This window comes from Roseimicrobium sp. ORNL1 (assembly GCF_011044495.1).
In the GTDB taxonomy this organism is placed as follows: domain Bacteria; phylum Verrucomicrobiota; class Verrucomicrobiia; order Verrucomicrobiales; family Verrucomicrobiaceae; genus Roseimicrobium.
The window spans coordinates 4,394,372-4,412,396 of sequence record NZ_CP049143.1 but is presented as its reverse complement, the minus strand read 5'-3'; the positions used below and the strand labels follow the sequence as shown (position 1 = coordinate 4,412,396).

Annotated in this window: 17 protein-coding genes; 4 read left to right on the top strand and 13 right to left on the bottom strand. The window is 60.7% G+C overall.

Annotated elements, in window-relative coordinates; all coding sequences use genetic code 11:
• Positions 1 to 104: 104 nt before the first annotated feature.
• From G5S37_RS17900 to G5S37_RS17890, 3 genes are all read right to left on the bottom strand, one after another.
• On the bottom strand, positions 105 to 1,607 hold the full coding sequence (locus G5S37_RS17900; RefSeq protein WP_240914668.1) for an MFS transporter: 1,503 nt from the start codon (positions 1,605 to 1,607) through the stop codon (positions 105 to 107).
• A gap of 168 nt (positions 1,608 to 1,775) precedes the next feature.
• Positions 1,776 to 2,297, bottom strand: a complete 522-nt coding sequence (locus G5S37_RS17895; RefSeq protein WP_165205820.1) for a hypothetical protein — start codon at positions 2,295 to 2,297, stop codon at positions 1,776 to 1,778.
• A gap of 229 nt (positions 2,298 to 2,526) precedes the next feature.
• Positions 2,527 to 2,916, bottom strand: coding sequence for a nuclear transport factor 2 family protein (locus G5S37_RS17890; protein WP_165205819.1), 390 nt, complete (start codon positions 2,914 to 2,916; stop codon positions 2,527 to 2,529).
• Positions 2,917 to 3,182: 266 nt separating this feature from the next.
• Here G5S37_RS17890 and G5S37_RS17885 point away from each other — a divergent pair, with 266 nt between their 5' ends.
• Positions 3,183 to 4,610, top strand: a complete 1,428-nt coding sequence (locus G5S37_RS17885) for a gluconate:H+ symporter (protein ID WP_165205818.1) — start codon at positions 3,183 to 3,185, stop codon at positions 4,608 to 4,610.
• A gap of 538 nt (positions 4,611 to 5,148) precedes the next feature.
• On the opposite strand, the gene G5S37_RS17880 is transcribed toward G5S37_RS17885, so the two are convergent.
• The 10 genes from G5S37_RS17880 to G5S37_RS17835 all read right to left on the bottom strand — a co-directional run bounded on the left by G5S37_RS17880 (position 5,149) and on the right by G5S37_RS17835 (position 15,724).
• The gene (locus tag G5S37_RS17880; protein ID WP_165205817.1) at positions 5,149 to 5,808 is read right to left on the bottom strand and encodes a gluconate 2-dehydrogenase subunit 3 family protein; all 660 of its coding nucleotides are present in this window, start codon (positions 5,806 to 5,808) and stop codon (positions 5,149 to 5,151) included.
• Positions 5,805 to 6,323, bottom strand: a complete 519-nt coding sequence (locus tag G5S37_RS17875) for a hypothetical protein (RefSeq protein ID WP_165205816.1) — start codon at positions 6,321 to 6,323, stop codon at positions 5,805 to 5,807. The genes G5S37_RS17880 and G5S37_RS17875 overlap by 4 nt, the downstream gene beginning before the upstream one ends.
• Positions 6,324 to 6,337: 14 nt before the next feature.
• Positions 6,338 to 8,119 (bottom strand): GMC family oxidoreductase, encoded by a 1,782-nt coding sequence (locus G5S37_RS17870; protein WP_165205815.1) that lies wholly within the window; start codon positions 8,117 to 8,119, stop codon positions 6,338 to 6,340.
• Positions 8,120 to 8,666: 547 nt separating this feature from the next.
• Complete coding sequence (locus G5S37_RS17865; protein WP_165211717.1) at positions 8,667 to 9,062, bottom strand: YraN family protein; 396 nt, start codon at positions 9,060 to 9,062, stop codon at positions 8,667 to 8,669.
• 106 nt (positions 9,063 to 9,168) lie between these two features.
• A complete protein-coding gene (locus G5S37_RS17860; RefSeq protein WP_165205814.1) occupies positions 9,169 to 9,891 on the bottom strand; it encodes a ribonuclease HII in 723 nt (240 codons plus the stop codon).
• On the bottom strand, positions 9,888 to 10,877 hold the full coding sequence (locus G5S37_RS17855) for a phosphodiester glycosidase family protein (RefSeq protein WP_165205813.1): 990 nt from the start codon (positions 10,875 to 10,877) through the stop codon (positions 9,888 to 9,890). The genes G5S37_RS17860 and G5S37_RS17855 overlap by 4 nt, the downstream gene beginning before the upstream one ends.
• A gap of 29 nt (positions 10,878 to 10,906) precedes the next feature.
• The gene (locus G5S37_RS17850) at positions 10,907 to 12,925 is read right to left on the bottom strand and encodes an ATP-dependent helicase (protein ID WP_165205812.1); all 2,019 of its coding nucleotides are present in this window, start codon (positions 12,923 to 12,925) and stop codon (positions 10,907 to 10,909) included.
• 228 nt (positions 12,926 to 13,153) lie between these two features.
• On the bottom strand, positions 13,154 to 14,572 hold the full coding sequence (locus G5S37_RS17845; RefSeq protein ID WP_206026042.1) for an ectonucleotide pyrophosphatase/phosphodiesterase: 1,419 nt from the start codon (positions 14,570 to 14,572) through the stop codon (positions 13,154 to 13,156).
• 185 nt (positions 14,573 to 14,757) lie between these two features.
• Positions 14,758 to 15,174: a low affinity iron permease family protein gene (locus tag G5S37_RS17840; protein ID WP_165205811.1), complete on the bottom strand. Its 417-nt coding sequence runs from the start codon at positions 15,172 to 15,174 to the stop codon at positions 14,758 to 14,760.
• 61 nt (positions 15,175 to 15,235) lie between these two features.
• A complete protein-coding gene (locus G5S37_RS17835; protein ID WP_206026041.1) occupies positions 15,236 to 15,724 on the bottom strand; it encodes a hypothetical protein in 489 nt (162 codons plus the stop codon).
• A 141-nt stretch (positions 15,725 to 15,865) separates the two neighbouring features.
• On the opposite strand from G5S37_RS17835, the gene G5S37_RS17830 reads away from it, so the two are divergent.
• Genes G5S37_RS17830 through G5S37_RS17820 form a run of 3 tightly spaced genes read left to right on the top strand, consistent with a single transcriptional unit; the run spans position 15,866 to position 17,938 of the window.
• On the top strand, positions 15,866 to 16,666 hold the full coding sequence (locus G5S37_RS17830) for an SDR family oxidoreductase (protein WP_165205809.1): 801 nt from the start codon (positions 15,866 to 15,868) through the stop codon (positions 16,664 to 16,666).
• Between the two features lie 49 nt (positions 16,667 to 16,715).
• A complete protein-coding gene (locus G5S37_RS17825; protein WP_165205808.1) occupies positions 16,716 to 16,994 on the top strand; it encodes a hypothetical protein in 279 nt (92 codons plus the stop codon).
• Positions 16,991 to 17,938: an ROK family protein gene (locus tag G5S37_RS17820; RefSeq protein WP_206026040.1), complete on the top strand. Its 948-nt coding sequence runs from the start codon at positions 16,991 to 16,993 to the stop codon at positions 17,936 to 17,938. Before G5S37_RS17825 ends, G5S37_RS17820 begins: the two co-directional genes overlap by 4 nt.
• Positions 17,939 to 18,025: the final 87 nt, after the last annotated feature.

Genomic DNA, 18,025 nt, shown 5'->3' with positions numbered 1-18,025 from the left:
GCAATCAGATTGGGCACCTTCCGCTCTACAGGGGCGTGCAAAGCATGTATACGTGCCTGATATAGAGCTGGATGCATGGCTGCGCCCAGCTCTGAAAACTTTCCTCAGGCCAGCTTCTTCCCCTTCGTCTCCGGGGCGAACCAGACCAGAATCATCCCCACAATATAGACAGAGCAGAGGATGGTGTAGGCGTTTACCGGGGTGCCAAACCACCCGATGAGGTTCGCGAGCTGCAGGCCACCCACCGCCGCGATGATGCGGCCGACATTGAAGCAGAACCCCTGGCCGGTCGCGCGTACTGCGGTCGGGAAGAGTTCCGGCAGGTAGAGGGGGAAGAAGCCGTAGAAAGAGGCCGTGAGGCCCCCCATGAGGAACGCGCTGATGAAAAACCAGGTATTAATCTCCGTGTTGGTGCGGAAGAACGTGATGGAAGACGCCATGGCAAAGATACAGCACAGCAAGTAGGTGATGCGGCGGTTCAGCAGGTCCGCCACTACCGGCGTGAGCAATGCCAGCACACACGCGCCGAAAGCCGTGGCGAGCTGGGTGTAGGCCCGCACGTTCACCGGTTCCATGCCATGCAGATTCAGGGAGTCGGACCACTTCGGGGCATGCTGTGCCGCGCCCCAGGTGCCCAGCAGGGCAATCCCGGCGAGCGTGGCACCGATGAGCAGATTCTTCCGGATGGTGAGCCGGGTCTCGTGAGTCATGTGTCCTGCAGTTGCCGAGCGGTGCAAATAGCGACGTACCGGCAGGAGGAACCCCCAGATGACCACACCGAAGCCGACTACCGTGATGATGGTCGCAAGGGCGGGCTTGAAGCCCATGGGCGACCAAGCATAGATCATGAACATGGCCACGGCTGCTCCCAGCAGCACGCCATTGAGATCGGCAGTGCTCCAGTGCGAGGTGGAGCCGGATTTCTTCTCCTCCTCCCACTTGTCTGATTCCGGCACAAAGATTCGGATGATGAAAATGAGGATCGCGGGGAAGGCGCCGGAAATCATGAGGAAGCGCCACGCACCATGGGCGAACAAGTAGTCATTGAGCTGCTGGGATGCCCCCAGAGAAGTGGCCCAGCCGGTGATGGTGCCGATGAAGGCGCTCATGCCCAAGCTGAGCAGGGCTACCAGAAGATAGCCGACATTCGCCGCGGCACCGATGGCACCCGCGACCCAGGCTCGGCTGCCCTTGGTCCAGAGTTCATTTACCAGCGCCACACCAAGCGCCCACTCACCACCCATGCCCAGGGAGGCCACGAAGCGCAGCAGCGCGATCTGCCACGCCTCCGTGGCAAAACCGCACAAACCGGTGAAGATGGCATACGTGAAAATGCTGAAGGTCATGGCCTTCACGCGGCCGATGCGATCGCCCAGCCATCCGAAGAAGACACCGCCCGTCGCAGCTCCGACCAGGAAGGTGGCAATGATCACGGTGAACCAGTTGTCCACCAGGTTGTTCAGTTCCGCCGCGGTGTGTGCACCTGCCAGGAGATCCTTCAGCGCTGGCTTCCCAATCAGCGGGAACAGGCCCATTTCAAATCCGTCGAACATCCAGCCGAGGAAGGCGGCCAGAAGAGCCATGTTGCGGGAGCGGTGTGAAGACATGCGGGAGTGTGTGGGGGAGCGGGAGTCGGAAGGTTGAGCCGGGAATTGAAGGGAAAGGTAAACAGCGTGGGAAGAAAATCCTTGCGCCAAGTCACAAAAAAGCCGCCGCAGGTGATGTCCTGCGGCGGCTTACGAATTTTGCTCAGTCTGGAATAAACCAAGCACTGCTCAATCCACGAGCATGGCAGCCATGGTCATGGTGGATGCGCGGGTGGCGGCGGGCGTCTGCTCGGCTTCTTCCTGCTCCTGGGCTTCGAGCAATTCGAGATGGAGTTGGGCCAGTTCGCGCACCTGTTCGGCGGTGAAGCTGCCGTTCCAGTTCTCATACCGGAGCACGGTGCCGGGGTCGCGATCGCCATCCCAGACGCGCACGAGGTAGCGGGCGGGCTGGTAGCATTCGCGTTCACGGAAGAGCGGGCCGTGGCCACCGGTGAAGTAGGTGGTCAGGGACTCGCGGTCATGGATCCGCTGGTTGGCGGGAAGCAGTTCACTCAGGATCCCGAAGATGCAGCCGCGTCCGCGGCCGTCAGAGTAGCTGCCCCGCACGAGGCGCTGCACGTTGTCCCGAAGATGGCGCACACAGGCCGGATCGAACTTGGAGAAACAGTACAGGGCATCCCCGATGATTTGCGGATGCAGATTGCGAAGCGAGGGCTTTGCCTCACTGAGATGCGGTAGGGAGGTATTCATGGCAGTGGTAAGGTTGGGGGTTCAAGCACAGCCTGTGGGTTTTGGTGGGATCCGATGTGCAAGCACATGGGACCTCACCCGTTCATATTGACAATCGCGCCACACAGGGGCTCAGGTCTTTTTCTAGAAAATTTTTTCCCGGGTTGTGAAAATCCCTTGCTGCTGAAGGCCGTTTGTGGTGAACAGCGCCTTCCCCTGACCACCTGAAAACGGCCTTCACCCGCCAAATTCAGGCCGGAAGGGCATCGCAGATAACCTTCGTGTCGGTGAACTGGCGGAACCTCGCCGCCCGGCCATCCTGCAGATCGAAGATGTGCACGGTGGCGGCATGGAACGATTTCCCCGACACCCGGTGCGTGCCCCGATAGGTGCCTGTGACGACCACACTGGTGCCCGCGTCGAGGTACTGTTCGATGTCGAACCCGAATCCCTCCCACCGGCCGGCGTTGCCCTCGAATACACCCTTGATGATGGCATCCGCTCCCACCCACGTTGCGCCACCGGGGAAGCCCTCGCTTTGGATCCAGGCAATGTCCGGAGTGCAGAGCGCGCGGAAGGTATCATAGTCCTGCGAGCGATAGGCACGATAGAGGGACTGGATGAGTTCGATGTTGGTCATGGGTGTGGGGAGGGAAGGAGTAGTGCAGTGAGGGGTGAGTGGGTAAGTGTGGCTGATGGCTCGATGAGGAGCATTGCCGAGTGGAATACGTTTTGCCTCGACGTATGGGGGCAACAACGGAGAAGCGGCCTCCAACGTAGCTCGCGAGTCCCTTCGCGAGTGTATTCCTCACGGAGACCTCGCGAAGGGACTCGCGGGCTACGTTGGAAGAACTTCCCGCGTTATCGGCGTTGACGAACGCGCCTGTTTCTGCCCTTCATCTGCGCGTGACTTTTGCCCCGCTTTCCTCGCTCATCATTTCCGCCGCCGCGGCTGCGGCTCCTGCTGCTGCCACCGCGCCTGCATCTACGGCCAGCACGTCCGCCCTGCTCATGCTCACGGGTGGTGCGATCATCCTGATCGTCCTTCTCATCGCGAAGCTGCGCATGAATGCGTTCCTTGCTCTGTTCTTCGCGGCATTGCTGGTGGGACTTGGCTCGGGCATGGAGCCCAGCAAGGTGGCGGCTGCTTTCCAAACGGGCATGGGCAAAACGCTGGGTGGTGTAGCCGGCATCCTGGGATTGGGCACCATGCTGGGCGGGTTGCTCGCTGCGTCTGGAGGCGCGGCGGTCCTCGCACGTGGTCTTATCGATCTCATGGGACCCAAGCGTGTGCAGTGGTGTCTCATGCTGCTGGCGCTCGCGGTGGGTTTCACCACCTGGTTCGCCGTGGGTCTGGTGATGCTGGTGCCCATTCTTCTGAACCTCACGAAGGAAACGGGCATGCCCTTCCTGAAGCTCGCTCTGCCGTTGCTCGCGGTGCTCTCCATCATGCACGGCGTGATGCCTCCGCACCCCGGACCGCTGGTGGCCATTGCGCAGTTGAAGGCGAATCTCGGCATGGTCATTCTGTGGGGCATGGTGGCTGCCATTCCCATGGCCGCACTCGCGGGTCCGATCTTCGCAAGCTGGGCGGTGAGTCGCGTCAAGGTGGATGCACCCGAGCCACCCGTCGCGAGCAGTGCGTTGCAGCACCCCACGCCCACGCTGGGCCGTACCGTGGCTGCGCTGGCCCTGCCCGTGGTGTTGATTCTGGCACACACCATTTCGGAGTTGTTCATTCCTGCGAAGCCTGAGCTTCGTTCGGAGACGCAGAACATGGTGTACAACATCACCGCAATGATTGGCAACCCGACGCTGGCCCTGGGACTCGCCGTGCTCTTCGCGGGCTGGGCCTTCAAGTTCACGCGGGCGGATGCGCTCAAGATTGGCGAGAAGTCACTTGGTCCCATCGGCATGACCTTGCTCGTGGTGGGGGCCGGTGGTGGTCTCAATCAGATGCTCCAGGATAGCGGATCGGCGAATGCGATTGCAGACATGGCCCGGTCGGCACATCTGCCTCCCATGGTCTTCGGCTGGCTTTGCGCGGCCCTCGTGCGCGTGGCCACCGGCTCCGCCACCGTGGCCATCACCGCCGCCTGTGGCCTGGTGGCTCCCATGGCGCTCAGTACTCCGGGAGTGAACCTTGAACTCCTCGTGGTATGCGTGGGCTGCGGCTCCCTCTTCCTCTCACACCTCAATGACGCCGGCTTCTGGATCGTGAAGGATCTCCTCGGCCTCACCGTCGCGCAAACCTTCCGCACTTGGACCGTGACGGAGACGCTCATCGGTGTCTCGGGTCTGTTTGTGTGCTGGGGCTTGGATATGATCTTCTAAGTGAAGGGCAAATCATGCCGCCGAGTTCAAGGCGAGTCGGCGTGTGCACGGAGCGACTGTTCAAGGAGCGGGACTCGCCGAAGTCCCGAACCCCTGACGTGTCCAGCACTCCGCCCGATGCATGCAGCGCCGTGTGGTGCGCGGAAGCATCCTCGAACACACCGGAAGGCCTCGCTAAAACTATTGATGCCAATCATGGTGCCCGAAGGGTCAGCCATTCCGTTCATCATCTTCGAACAATCCCGCTGCTGCGAAGCACTCTGCTATCGCCCGGGTTTCTGCTGAGACGCCACTGTACCAAAAAAATTTTTCGTCACGTGAGACGATCCAAAACGCGATCTGGCTCTTGTGCTTCGAATGCTCGTAGAAGTAGTACGTGCTCTTGCTTCGCTCCTCGACACGTATGATCGGACGTCCGATCAACTTCATGGTAGTGTGAATCTCCGCAATCGCGCCATCCTTCAACTGAATACGATAGGGCCCCATACCTTGTGCGCTGGTTGCCGCGTCACTGGTCGCTGAATACTCACGTTCTATCTCACACCACATCCTGCAACCCCAGCTTCTCAATGATGGCCTGCGGCACGCCGGGATAGGGACCGCCGATGCTCACATTCCCCACGTAACCCAGGTGCTTCCATGTGGAGCTGTGGGTGTAGTAGCCGCCGAGGCAGAGCTGGCGGAAAAGTGCGAAGAACGTGGCTCCCACCTTGTGCTCGGGCTTCGCCTTTGAGGCATCGCAGATGTCATCGATGATTCCAATGCGCTCGGCATGGCCGAGTTCATCGAAGCGCTTCTGATGCCGGCGGAAGGATTCCGTGTTCAGCCAACCCAAACCACCGCGCACTACTTCGCAGTCGTCGCGGTTGTCTTCATACGGAGCGCTGCACCATTCATTGATGAACTCCGGCACGCCCGCTTCGGTGGCAGCGGGTCCGTTTTCATCCTTGGGCAGGATGATGTCTGCGAGCACACCGATGGTCTTCAACTCATCCGGCGAGAGCTGCTTGTCCCAGGGGAAGACCTGCTTCGTATAGTCTGGATCATAAAGCGGGCTGCGCGCCACCGTGGCCCCGGGTGCAGGCTCGGTCTCGTGCGGAGCCGCGACAGCAGGCGCCGCAGCGCCAGCAGCTGCCGACCCTGCAAGCCATTTGAGCGCAGCGCGACGGGAGAGATTCGTGGGTTCAGTGGGCTTCATGGGGAAATTGAGAGGACGGGCTTGGGAGAAGAGAACTCGTGGCGATGGAGAAAGAGATACCAAAGGCTGACGGCGGCAAACACTGTACCAAACAGGACAAACGGGAGATGAAGAAGGGCCAAGGCGGCAAAGGTGGGAAGAATCCACGGCGCACGGCACTGTTTCTTCACGATGGCAGTCCAGCCGAGGACGAAGCCCACGAACGAAGATGCTCCGGCAAAGACCAGCCAGTCGGTGGCCGCAGCCACCGACGACCTGACCTGATTCAGGGTCTGCAAGATGTCGTCCGTGTTTCCCAGGTCTGTGAAGGTCATGCCTTGCGTGGCTCGATAGGCCAGCACCGCGCCCACCACACGCAGAACCATGCCCAGCACCAACAGCACCACCGCAATCATGGCGAACACCCGACCCCAGCCATCCACGTCTTCACGAGGCGACGCGATGAGCGGGCGCACCCCGCGGGTGAGCGTTTCCCGCTGGCGTCGGTTTCTGAAATCGTTGAAGCTTCGCGTCATTTGAAAGAGCAGAACTAGATCGTTCCGCGTTTCATCTCCTCCATCATCCACTCGCAACTGCGCCACGCGAGCGCGAGGATGGTGAGGGTGGGGTTCTTGTCGGGATTGCTGGGCATGACAGCGCCGTCCATGAGGAAGAGATTCTTCACCTCCCAGGTCTGGCAGTATTGATTGGTCACGCTGCTGGTGGCCTTGTCCCCCATGCGGGCGGCACCCACTTCGTGGATGATTTCGCCAGGCTTCTTGATGGCGTCGCGACCGCTCTGCGGCTTCGCCTTGCCACCCATCTGCTCCAGCAGTTCCGCAAAGGTGTTCTGCATGTGCTCGGCCTGCTTGATCTCGTAGTCGGCCCACTTCCAGTGGAAGCGCAGGACGGGGATGCCCCACTGGTCCACGACCTTCGGATCGAGCTCGGCGTAGCAATCCTTGTTGGGTACCATTTCGCCGCGGCCGGAGAAGCCGAAGCTGGCACCGTAGTAACGGCGGGCTTCCTCCTTGAGTTTGCTGCCGTAGACACCGGGAGAAGTCTTGTCCAGGATACCAAAGCTGTTCACGCCCGGCATGGAGCGTCCTCCGCCCATCTCGATGTGATAACCGCGCGGGAATCCGAGCTTGCCATGCTCACGCACCAGCCACCAGGGGGAGTACGTGTGGAGGCCACCTGCGCCATCTTCGTTGTAAGGAGGCAGGTCTTCCATGGCAGGGATGTGCGCACTGAGATTCGCGCCCACGCTGTCCATGAGGTTCTTCCCCACCTGGCCAGAGCTATTCGCGAGACCGGCCTTGTCCTTGCTCTTGGAGTTCAGAAGGATGCGGGCGGTTTCACAGGTGCCGCCGGCGATGATCACCACCCGCGCCTTCGCCACCATGTCCCGGCGTGTCGGCTTGTCGATGTAGTGCACACCAGTCGCCTTGCCATCCTTGCCGATGATGACTTCGCGCACCATGGCATCGGTGATGACATCCAGATTCCCCGTGGCGAGTGCCGGTGGGATGAGCACGGTGGTGCTTTGGAAATTCGCGCGAATGGAGCAGCCGCGGATGCAGTTCGTGGCCCAGAAGCACGGGGCGCGCAGGCTCATGTCGTTTGCCATGATCTGCTGCGCCTTGGGATTGTTGGGGAAGAGTTCCTTCGCGAGGCGTGGACCATCGAGCGGCTGGGAAAGCACGGCGCGGTGCGCGGCCACGATGGGTACGCCGACCTTCTTCCCGGCTTTCTTCGCGAGCAGTTCGCCTACGCGCGGCTTGGGCGGGGGAAGGAGCACGCCCGGGGAGGAGTTCGGCGCATTCTCGATGCCGTCATTCTCGCCGTACACGCCGATGAGCTTTTCCACCCGATCGTACCACGGGTGCATGTCATCATAGGTCATGGGCCAGTCGACGCCGAGGCCGTCTGTGGAGGCGCATCTGAAGTCGCGCGGGCCGAAGCGCAGGCTGATGCGGCCCCAGTGATTTGTGCGACCGCCGAGCATGCGGGCGCGCCACCACCAGAAGTCGCCCTCGGTGCCCGGCTTATTCGTATACGGCTCGCCGGGAACGGTCCAGCCGCCATTCACCGTGGCATCGTAGTAGCCGAAAAAGCGATCGGGCGTCTTGTCCCCACGCAGCGGCGCCATCTCCGGCGTGTTGAACATGGGCGTCTCGGTAGTCGGATCGTAGTTGCGACCGGCTTCCATCATCAGGACCTTCATCCCATTGAGCGCGAGGATGAGCGCCGCCATGCCGCCTCCGGCTCCGGAACCTACAACAATGGCATCATACTGGGTCTGGGTTTTTCGCTCGGTGAGAATGGGCATGGCGACGCGCAGCATGCTGAATCCTGCGCGCAACTGCAAGCTAGAACCGCAACAGCGGATCAATGTGAGACGCGAACCTCTCCGCGAATTGGGCGTCGTGGAGCTGGCAGCGAACTGAGGGAATGGCCGCAAAAGAACGCAAAGAACACAAAGGGTTTGGTGCTGGGTGTGGCGGACCCGCTGGGAGATGTGGCGCTACGAGGCCGTTTCGGGTTAACCGCAAAGGGGCAGAGAGGCAAAGGACGCAGAGGATTTGGAGGGCTTGGGCTGCGTGAAGTGGTGCGCTTCGAAGCAGAGGCGGCAGAGACGCGCAGGCTGATATGACACGGCGGCGTGGGGCCACATGCTGGTAGGTTTGGTCGCAAAGCAGCAACTCCAGGAAGTCGGGTCTCCTGACCGGACAGCGTCCGGCGGGTTTTCCTACCCGCCTCTACAAACGAATCAATCCCTGCACACCACCCTCAAACGATCCCTCCAACGCACCATCTCCTACAACCCAAACTTTTGCGTTCTCTGCGTTCTTTTGCGGCCATTCCTCAGTACTCCGCTACGCCTTCAGCGCCCCTTCCAGAATGGAAATCTCCGGTCGCTCGCCTTCGCGCAGCACCACTTCCACGATATCGCATCTTCTCGGGATGTTCTGCGCATCCTGCAGCATGCGCAGCCAGCCCTGCATGCCGCGCAGGATGAGTTTTTCCTTCGCCTTATTCACTGCTTCCGCAGGACGTCCGCGTTCCGTCGAGGTGCGGGTTTTCACTTCCACAAAGGTGAGCATCTTCCCGTGGCGCGCCACGATGTCCACCTCGCCACCACCACCGGCGCGGTAGTTCCGGTAGAGCACCTTCCGCCCATGACGGCGCAGCCATTGGGCCGCGAGATGCTCTCCCCAGTTGCCAAGCGTGGCGTTGTCGAATCGAGTGCCGTCCGCCTTGGCGAGACGCATGCGCGTGCGCAGGCTGGGGCGGGTGAAATAGTCTCGAAGGCCAGTCCGCCATGTCGCAAGAGACTGCATTGCCGCCTTCATATATCAGCCAGCTACTTCTCCGCGGTTACGATTCTTCAAACGTCAACGGCAGCGACATCTGCGCCACGGGCGCGAAGGACTTCCGATGCAAAGGACAAGGACCATGCGTGCGCAGTGCCTTCAGGTGCTCCGGTGTGCCATAGCCCTTGTGCCGCTCGAAGCCATACTGCGGGTAGACTTGCGCCACCTCCATCATATGGCGATCGCGCACCACCTTCGCAATGATGCTCGCGGCGGCAATCGACAGACTGATGGCATCTCCCTCCACGATGGACTGGCCGGGGTAGGGGAAGTTCGGCACGGGTGAGCCATCGATGAGCACCGCGTGCGGCTGTGTGGAGAGACCCTGTGTCGCACGGCGCATGCCGAGATGCGTGGCTTGCAGAATGTTGATGCGGTCAATCTCCTCCACCTCGATGAGCACGTGGCACCACACTAGTCCAGTGCACTGCATAAGTTCCTCGTAAATGACTTCGCGGGTCTCGTGATTGAGTTGCTTGGAGTCATTCAGCTTCTTGTGCTTGAACCTCTCCGGCAGGATCACTGCGGCGACACTGACTGGTCCGGCGAGCGGTCCACGTCCAGCCTCATCCACACCGGCTACCAGGGCATGGCCACGTTCCATCCAGGAGCGTTCATAGGCGAGGGTTGGCTTTTTACCCGGGCGCGTGGGCAGCGGACGGGATTTCTTCACCACCACATCCACTTTCACAGGGCCTTCGCCTGCACTTTGCACTTCGAGTTTCATGGTGCAGAGGCAGCAGTCGCGCGGGGCCTGACCACGAGGAACACAGGCGAGCGCTCTGCATCGAGAGAGGGCGAATCGAAGTCCATGGTGGTGTTGAACGCGGTGAAGTGATGAGTCTGGCCTGCCAGACGGAGGGAATATTGCAGCGCACGCCCGCCGTCAAGCATCGTGGCGTGCTGGACATTGAGCTTCTGGGCGAGCGCGGCCACCTCCGTCACATTCATGGCGCCGCCATCCCCGGAAACGATGAACACAATGGTGCCATCCTTCCGCATGCCTGCGAGGGAGCGGTAGGTGATTTTGTTCCCATCGAAATAGCGGCTCGGGGCGAGATCCACGTAGCTGAAGACGGTGTGATTTTTCATGACGGAGGGGTAGCCCTGCGAGGCCTCCTCCAGCACACCGGGTGTTTCCTCGAAAAGCGACTTCGGACCGAACCAGGGCTTGCCGGACTTCACAAAAAAGTAGCCGGTCCATGCCGGGAAAGTGCGGTTCATCTCACGCCCCTCATGTACGACGAGTCCGAGGGGCTTCCCACTTGGCTCACGAAAGTTCGCGGTGATGGAAAAGATCGCGTCCTCTGCCTCGAGGCGTTCTTTTGCGGTGGTCAGCTCGAACTTGTCTTTGAAGCTCGTGGCGAAGGTGTAGTACTGTGGGGAGAGCTCGATGACGGAGATCTTCGCGCTGAGAAATGCCTGCGCCAGATTTTGCGTGGAAGTTTCCGCCTGCCGCCGCACGGTGAGCGACTTCCACACCGCGCCGGGAGTTTCGATTCGCCTGGTCAGAGCGCGATCCAGTTCGGCTATGGTCAGCTCGTTGAGCGGTTTCCAATTGCCCGCGGCTGTCTTGACTTCCAGCGACTTCGTGGAGGCGCGAAAGGCGAGGAAGGTGGCATTACTCTGCAGGTTGAAGACCTGATCCAGCACCATCAGGAGCAGCGCCGCGGCCAGCAACAGAAGCACCAGTGGCTTCAACAGCCATGCCAACGATCTCCTCCGTTTGGGCGCCGCCTTTTTCACGCGAACACGCTACGCACGTTCCACTTCTCCATCAAGTTTTGTGGCAGCTCCTGCAAAAATCTCGAGGGACGCTGCAGCACCTCGCCATCGCGAGCCTGGTAATTGATCACCGGGTAGGTGAGATAGAGTTCGTCCTTGGCGCGCGTGACGGTGACATAGAAGAGACGCCGCTCTTCCTCGAGGCCCTCCTCGCCACCTTCTTCGATGACGCGGTTGTTGGGGAACATGCCCTCCGCGAGCCACACGGCGAAGACGGTATGCCACTCCAGGCCTTTCGCCTGGTGCGCGGTCGTGAGGGTGACGGCCTCGGTGTCGGGCGAGGCTGCGGGACGTTCGTCGGTATCCACTCCAGAGACGAGTGCGAGTTGGCTGAGAAATTCCTGCACGTCCGTGAATCGCGCGCTGTAGTTGCTCAGTTGCTCCAAATCTTGCTTCCGCTGGTCGCTGTTCTTGAACTTGGCACGCATGTAGTCCTCGTACACGCCCTCCATGATGCTGCGGATCATTGCCGGTGGTGGCACCAGTTTGCCTTCCGTGTCGAGGAGCTCGGCAAGAGTGTAGGCGGTTTGCTCCCAGGTTTTTGCGGCTTTCTTCGGCACCTTGATGCCCAGGAGTACCTTCGAAAATTCCTCATGCGTGAGAGGGCCGAGCGCGGAACCGCTCTTCAGCCAGTGCTCCCACATCTTGGCGGCACTCGAGCTGCCGATGCCGGGAACGAGGCGCACCATGCGCATGAAGGAGACTTCATCCAGGCGGTTCGCCGCGAACTTCATGAAGGCAGCCACATCCTTCACATGTGCCTGCTCGAAGAAGCGCAGGCCGCTGGTGATCTGAAATGGGATGCCGCGATTGGTCAGCTCCATCTGGATTTCCAGCGAGTGATAGTGCGCGCGGTAGATGATGGCGATCTCATCCAGCTCAATGCCTTCGTCGCGGAGTTCGAGAATGCGCTGCGCCACGAAGGCGGCCTGCGAGCTGCCATTGTCCAGCGGCACGAGTGCGGGCAGTGTGCCCTTCCCTTCGCGGGAGGGTTGCAATGCCTTGCGGAACTGGTCCTTATTTCCTTCGATGGTGTGATTCGCCAGCGTGAGCACCTCCGGCACGCTGCGGTAGTTCACCTCGATCTTGTGTACGCGTGCCTTGGGGTAGCGCTTGGGGAAGTCGAGGATGTTCTTCACATTCGCTCCGCGCCAGGAGTAGATGCTCTGGGCGTCATCGCCCACCACCATCAGGTTGCCCTGCTCACCGGAGAGCAGATCGATGAGTTCGCACTGGAGCAGGTTCGTGTCCTGATACTCATCCACCAGGACAAACTGGAAGGTGCGCCGGTAGCGCTCCAGCAGGTCGGGATTCTCCTTCATCAGGCGCACGGCCATGGTGAGGAGATCATCGAAGTCCACGTTGTTCGTCTCCAGCTTCTTCGCCGTGTAGAGCTCGCGCACTTTCAGGATGCCATCCGTCACCGGCTCGAAGTAGGGATACCGTGTGCTGAGGATCTCGCGGATGGATTTGCCGGTGTTGTCTGCCAGGGAAAAAATCTCGTTCAGCACCTCCGGTTTCGGGAAGCGGTAGGTGGTCGTGTCGATGCCGCCGTTGCTCACCACGGTATCCATGAGGTCCTTCTGGTCCTCGCGATCCATGATGGAGAATCCCTGCTTGAGCCCCAGTCGATCGCCGTGCTTTCGCAGGAGGCGATTGCCGATGGAATGGAAGGTGCCGCCCCAGAGGCGGTTCGTTTCCACCGGCACCAAGCCCTGCACACGTTCCAGCATTTCGCGCGCGGCCTTGTTCGTGAAGGTCAGGAGCAGGATGTTCTCGGGCGGAATGCCATTGTCCAGCAGGTAGGCCACGCGGTAGGTCAGCGTGCGCGTCTTCCCACTACCGGCACCCGCGATCACCAGCGCCTGTCCGGGGGGCGAGGTGACGGCAGCGAATTGCTGATCATTGAGCTCCGCCCGGTAGTTGATGCGGTGCGCGGAGGTCGGAGCGGTGTGAAGCGTGTAGTCGCGGGACATGAACTGGGCGGTGACAGCCACACACGAACCACGGATGCGGCGCGGTGCAAGTAGTACGGGTTGGGCACCCTGATGAATTGGCCGCAAAAAGACGCAAAAGGCTCAAAAAGTGAGTCTTTGGTGCGGGTTGCCACGGCCGCGGTCTGATTGATGGCCAGGTGATTATCCGCCCCGACTCTTGTGTCTTTTGCGTCTTTTTGCGGCTAAAAGATCAGCGTTCCATCGCCTTCACTCCGCCGCCTTCGTCTCCAAAATCTCCTGCAGCACAGGCCCATCAGCACTGGGCATCTTCAATCCCAGCAGGGTGGCAATGGTGGGGGCGACCGAAGTGTTGGAAATCGCGCCGAGTTTCGACCCGGGCTGGATGCCTTGACCAGCAGCGATGAACGTGGCCTGCATGGCGGGTTCATCGGGATTGTAGCCATGCGTTCCGCGCAGGCGTTCTTCCTTAGGCATCACAACGGCATTTTCGCCTGCCACATCGAAGAAGGCATAGCCGGACTTTGCGGTGAGTACGAGATCAGGGACGCGGGGATTGGTGGCGGGATCGCCCAGGCCATAGGAAGCGAACTGTTCCGGCGTGAGCACGGCGGCGATGCCTTCCACACTCTTGAACTTGGAGATGAGCGATTCGGCAATTGAGGCACGGTTTTCCTTGTCCAGGATGTAGACAAAACTCGAGCCGCCCTGATCCACGGCGCGTACTTTGCTGTCGCTGGTGATTTTGCCGCCAATGGCGCGAAGCAGCTTTTCCTGGCGCAGTAGCACATTCGGCAGGATGGCCTGGCGCCAGGGATAGAAGCCGTGATCTGAGACCACGATGAGTGTGGCGCGTCCGGAGAAGTTGGTCTTGAGGAACTCCCAGATTTCACCCACTCGCTCATCTGCCGCCTTGAGTGCGTCATAGGCTTCGGGCGTATTCGGCCCCTTGCCATGCTGCGTGTGATCCACTTCGACCAGATGCATGAGCAGCAGGCGCGGCTGGTGTTTGCTCAGGACATGCTTCGCCATCTGCACGAACATGCCGTCGCGTTCGCGGATGCGTTTGGTGGCCCACCATTCCTCCTGCTTTTCCCAGGGGATGCCGGCTTCAGCGAATTCCTTCAGCAGGGAGGGCGTGGCATGCTGCTCTACCAGCTTGATATTGCCCACGTCTGGCACCGTCCAGTCCAGCGTCTTTGCACCGCGTGTGGCAGGCCAGATGAGTCCCGCTGTCTTCATGCCCGCGGCCTTGGCTACATCATAGATGGTGGGACTCTGGACGAGGTCCTCCTTGTTGTAGATCGGATCGATCATGAAGGGCACGATCTCGCCGGTGTCACGATCCAGTACCTGATTGCCCAGCACGCCGTGCTTTCCTGGCTGCACGCCGGTCACTAGAGTGGTGTGGTTCGGCCAGGTCACGGTGGGGAGTGAGGCTTTCATGCTCTCCGCACGCACGCCTTCCTTCATCAGAGCGCGCAGATGCGGGATCTCCGCCTTGGGATCATCGAGATAAAAATTCGCCAGGCCATCGACGCTCAGCAGCACGACGATGGGGTGATTGTTCGTCGTCTCGGGTGCTTGCGCGAAGGTACGTGATACACAGGGCATCACAGCGCCAAAGGTTGCAAGGAAGATGGGAAGGAAGAAGCAGCGACGCAGCATGGCTGGGGGATCTCTGGGAGGAATGATCCATACCACAGAATTCCGAGAATGGAATGCAGCGCAACGTAGCTCGCGAAGCGCAACGTAGTCCGCGAGTCCCTTCGCGGGGCATTGGTCACTCTGCAGCGATGCAACCCGACTGATCTCGCGAAGGGACTCGCGAGCTACGTTGGAAGAGCATCCCGCTACCTCGCGGCTTTGGGCTTCGACCTCACCTTCTTGAGCGAGGTGCGCGCCTTCTCCGCGAGCGCCTCATACTCATCACGCAACTTGTCGAGTTCCTCCACTTCAAGCTCCTCCAAATCCAGGAGTTGGTTGTTCGCGCCGCGCGTGGAGCGAATGAGTTCATCCAGCTTCACGTGAAGCGCCTCCGAGTCGCGGTTCTGCGTGTTCTGAATCAGGAATACCATCAGGAACGTCACGATGGTGGTTCCAGTGTTGATGATGAGCTGCCAGGTGTCACTGAATCCGAAAAAGGGTCCCGAGATGGCCCAGACAACCAGCGTGCCGGCAGCCACGGCAAAGGCACTGGGCTGCCCCGTGATGCGAGAGGTCCACTTGGCGAACTTGGTGAAGAACGTGTTCTTTTTGGCGGGGGTCATGGCAGGTAGGGCGCGTGCCCTTGTGCCAATCGCATCGTGACCTCATGCTCTTGTGGATGGGTCAGGGTGAGCCAGGCCGTTTCATTTCAAACACACCCTTGTCCAGCTTCGACTTGTAGTCTGCCTTGAACTCGATGGGGGAGGCCACGCCGGTGAAGCCGTACACACCGCCCAGTCTGCCCAGATCCTTCTCACCGCTCAGAGTCACGACGCCGTCTTTCTTCTTCCCGGCGGGAATGGCTTCGTGCTCCGCCGTGATGACGCCCGAAATGATGTTTGCCCACGTGGCGTGGTAGCGGAAGGAGTACTTCTCCGGCTGGCCCACTGTTGTGTGAAGTTTCGTCACGATGGCCCTAAGCTGGCCGTGGTGGCCATCATGGTTGCTTTTCCACGTTCCGGCCCACGCGCCTTCCAGATTCTTCGGGTGTTGCGTGGCGTCCGTGGCGGCGGCCTTGTTCCAGTCCCTGTTGTACCCCATCGAACAACTGGCGAGTGCGGTGGCGAGGACGAGGGCACTGCAGAGGCGAAGGAGGGCGGATGGCAGGCGCATGATTTCGGGAATGCTGGGTTGATGCAGGGTGTCGCGACGGATCGAGGAGAGCAAGATAAGATAAACGTATGCGCGTTTACGCAACAATCACGTTGTGTGGGATCTTGTCACGAGCGGTGGGCACCTCTAGCATGCCAGCCTATGACAGTGCAATACGATGTGGCAGGCTTGGTGGTTGTCATCGCAGGAGGGACGACGGGGCTGGGCCTGTCCGCGGCCCAGCGCCTGGTGGAGCAGGGGGCGAAGGTCGTGGTCTTTGGCAGGAGTGAAGAGAGCGTGCGCAGCGCCTTGGCCACGCTGGGTGCCTCCGCCCGGGGATTCGCCGGAGATGCGTGTGAACCCTCCACTGCGGAGAACGCCGTGGAATTGGCCGTGCGCGAGTTTGGCCGCATCGATGCCCTGTACCATGTGGCCGGCGGCAGTGGTCGGGCTCAGGGAGACGGCCCGCTTCATGAAATCACGGACGAAGGCTGGCAGTTCACGCTGGACCTGAATCTCACCAGCCTCTTCAACTCCAACCGCGCCGCCGTGCGCCAGTTCCTGAAGCAGGGCGGGGGAGGCACCATCCTGAACATGGGCAGCGTGCTCGGCTGGTCGCCTTCCCCGGTGCACTTCGCCAGCCACGCCTATGCCGCCACGAAGTCCGCCATCGTCGGCTTCAGCAAGGCGACCGCGAGCTACTATGTGGATGACAACATCCGCATCAATGTCCTCGCCCCTGCATTGGTGGAAACTCCCATGTCCAAGCGCGCCGTGGGTAATGATGAAATCATGCGCTTCATCGCCACGAAGCAGCCGCTCGATGGCGGTCGCGTAGGCGTGCCGGAGGACTTGGATGGTGCCGCGCTATTTTTGCTTTCGAGGCAGGCGCATTTCATCACGGGACAAGTGCTCGCCGTGGATGGTGGATGGACGGTTTCGGAGGGGCAGTATGCGGAGTGATGGTGAGTCAGTAGTCAGAATTCAAAATGTATACCAGGCATCACCTCGTATGAGCACACATCCCGACCTTGAGAAAGTCCGAGCGTTCCTTGATGCATTCGAAGAGGTCTTTGACCGGGACTGGCCCTACACAAAGGAGATGCTTGGTATTCGCTGCGAAACAGAGGAACAGAAGACAGCAGCAGCCAAGGCTGGCTTGGAGACTATCCCGGTTATTTCAGAACATGGAACATTTGTTCATCCTCAGGTGGAAGACGAGGTCGAGGATTGGGGGAATCGGGCGCGACTCTTGGAGTCCTATCGAGCACTCAGGAAGGAGATGCCGTGACGCCTAACTTCGATCCCACTCCATCTCCTTTGACTTCTCCTGCAAAACACCTCATCGGCATCGACCTCGGCGGCACCAATATCAAAGGTGCCTTGTTTGATGCCTCAACCGGCGAATGTCTCGACCGCGCCACGACGCCGACTCGCGATGGCGAGAAGGACGGCGACCTGCCTGCATGGAGCAGCGGCGTGAGGAAACTTGTGGAGCAATTCGAAGCACAGGTTGGCGCTGGTACCACCTCTCTCCCCATCGGCATCTCCGCACCCGGCCTCGCGGCGCGGGATGGCTCCTGCATTTCATGGATGCCGGGACGCATGCATGGCCTGGAAGGCTTTCAGTGGGCGGAATTCCTCCAACGGCCGACTCGCGTGCTCAATGACGCCCACGCCGCCATCCTCGGTGAGGTATGGCAGGGCGCCGCTGCAGGCGCGCGGGATGCGGTGATGCTCACCCTTGGCACGGGAGTGGGAGGCGCCGTGATTTCAGATGGACGCTTGCTCACCGGGCATCTCGGGCGCGCGGGACACCTTGGCCACATCACGGTGGACCATCATGGTTCTCCCGGCATCACAGGCACCCCGGGTTCCTTGGAGGATGCGGTGGGGAACGCCACGGTTGCTACGCGTTCGCAGGGCCGCTTCACCAGCACTCGTGCGCTTCTGGAAGCGGTGGTAGCCGGCGATGCGGATGCACACCGCGTGTGGGATATCTCCGTGCACGCGCTCGCGGCGGGCATGGTTTCGCTCATCAATTGCTTTGACCCGGAGACCTTCATCCTAGGCGGTGGCATCGCGGCCGGCGCGGCGGGCCTGCTCACGGATCCTTTGCAGGAATTGCTGGACCAGATGGAATGGCGGCCGGGCGGCCACCGGGTGAAGCTGGTGCTGGCCACGCTTGGTGAGTGGGCTGGCGCGACGGGAGCGGCGTGGTATGCGGGGAGGTAGCCCGCTGAGCCTCGGCGGTGTGCTTGGGGGAATGCAAAATGAGAAGTGAAAAATGAAAAGTGCAAATTGGAGCGCCCCCTCAGGCAC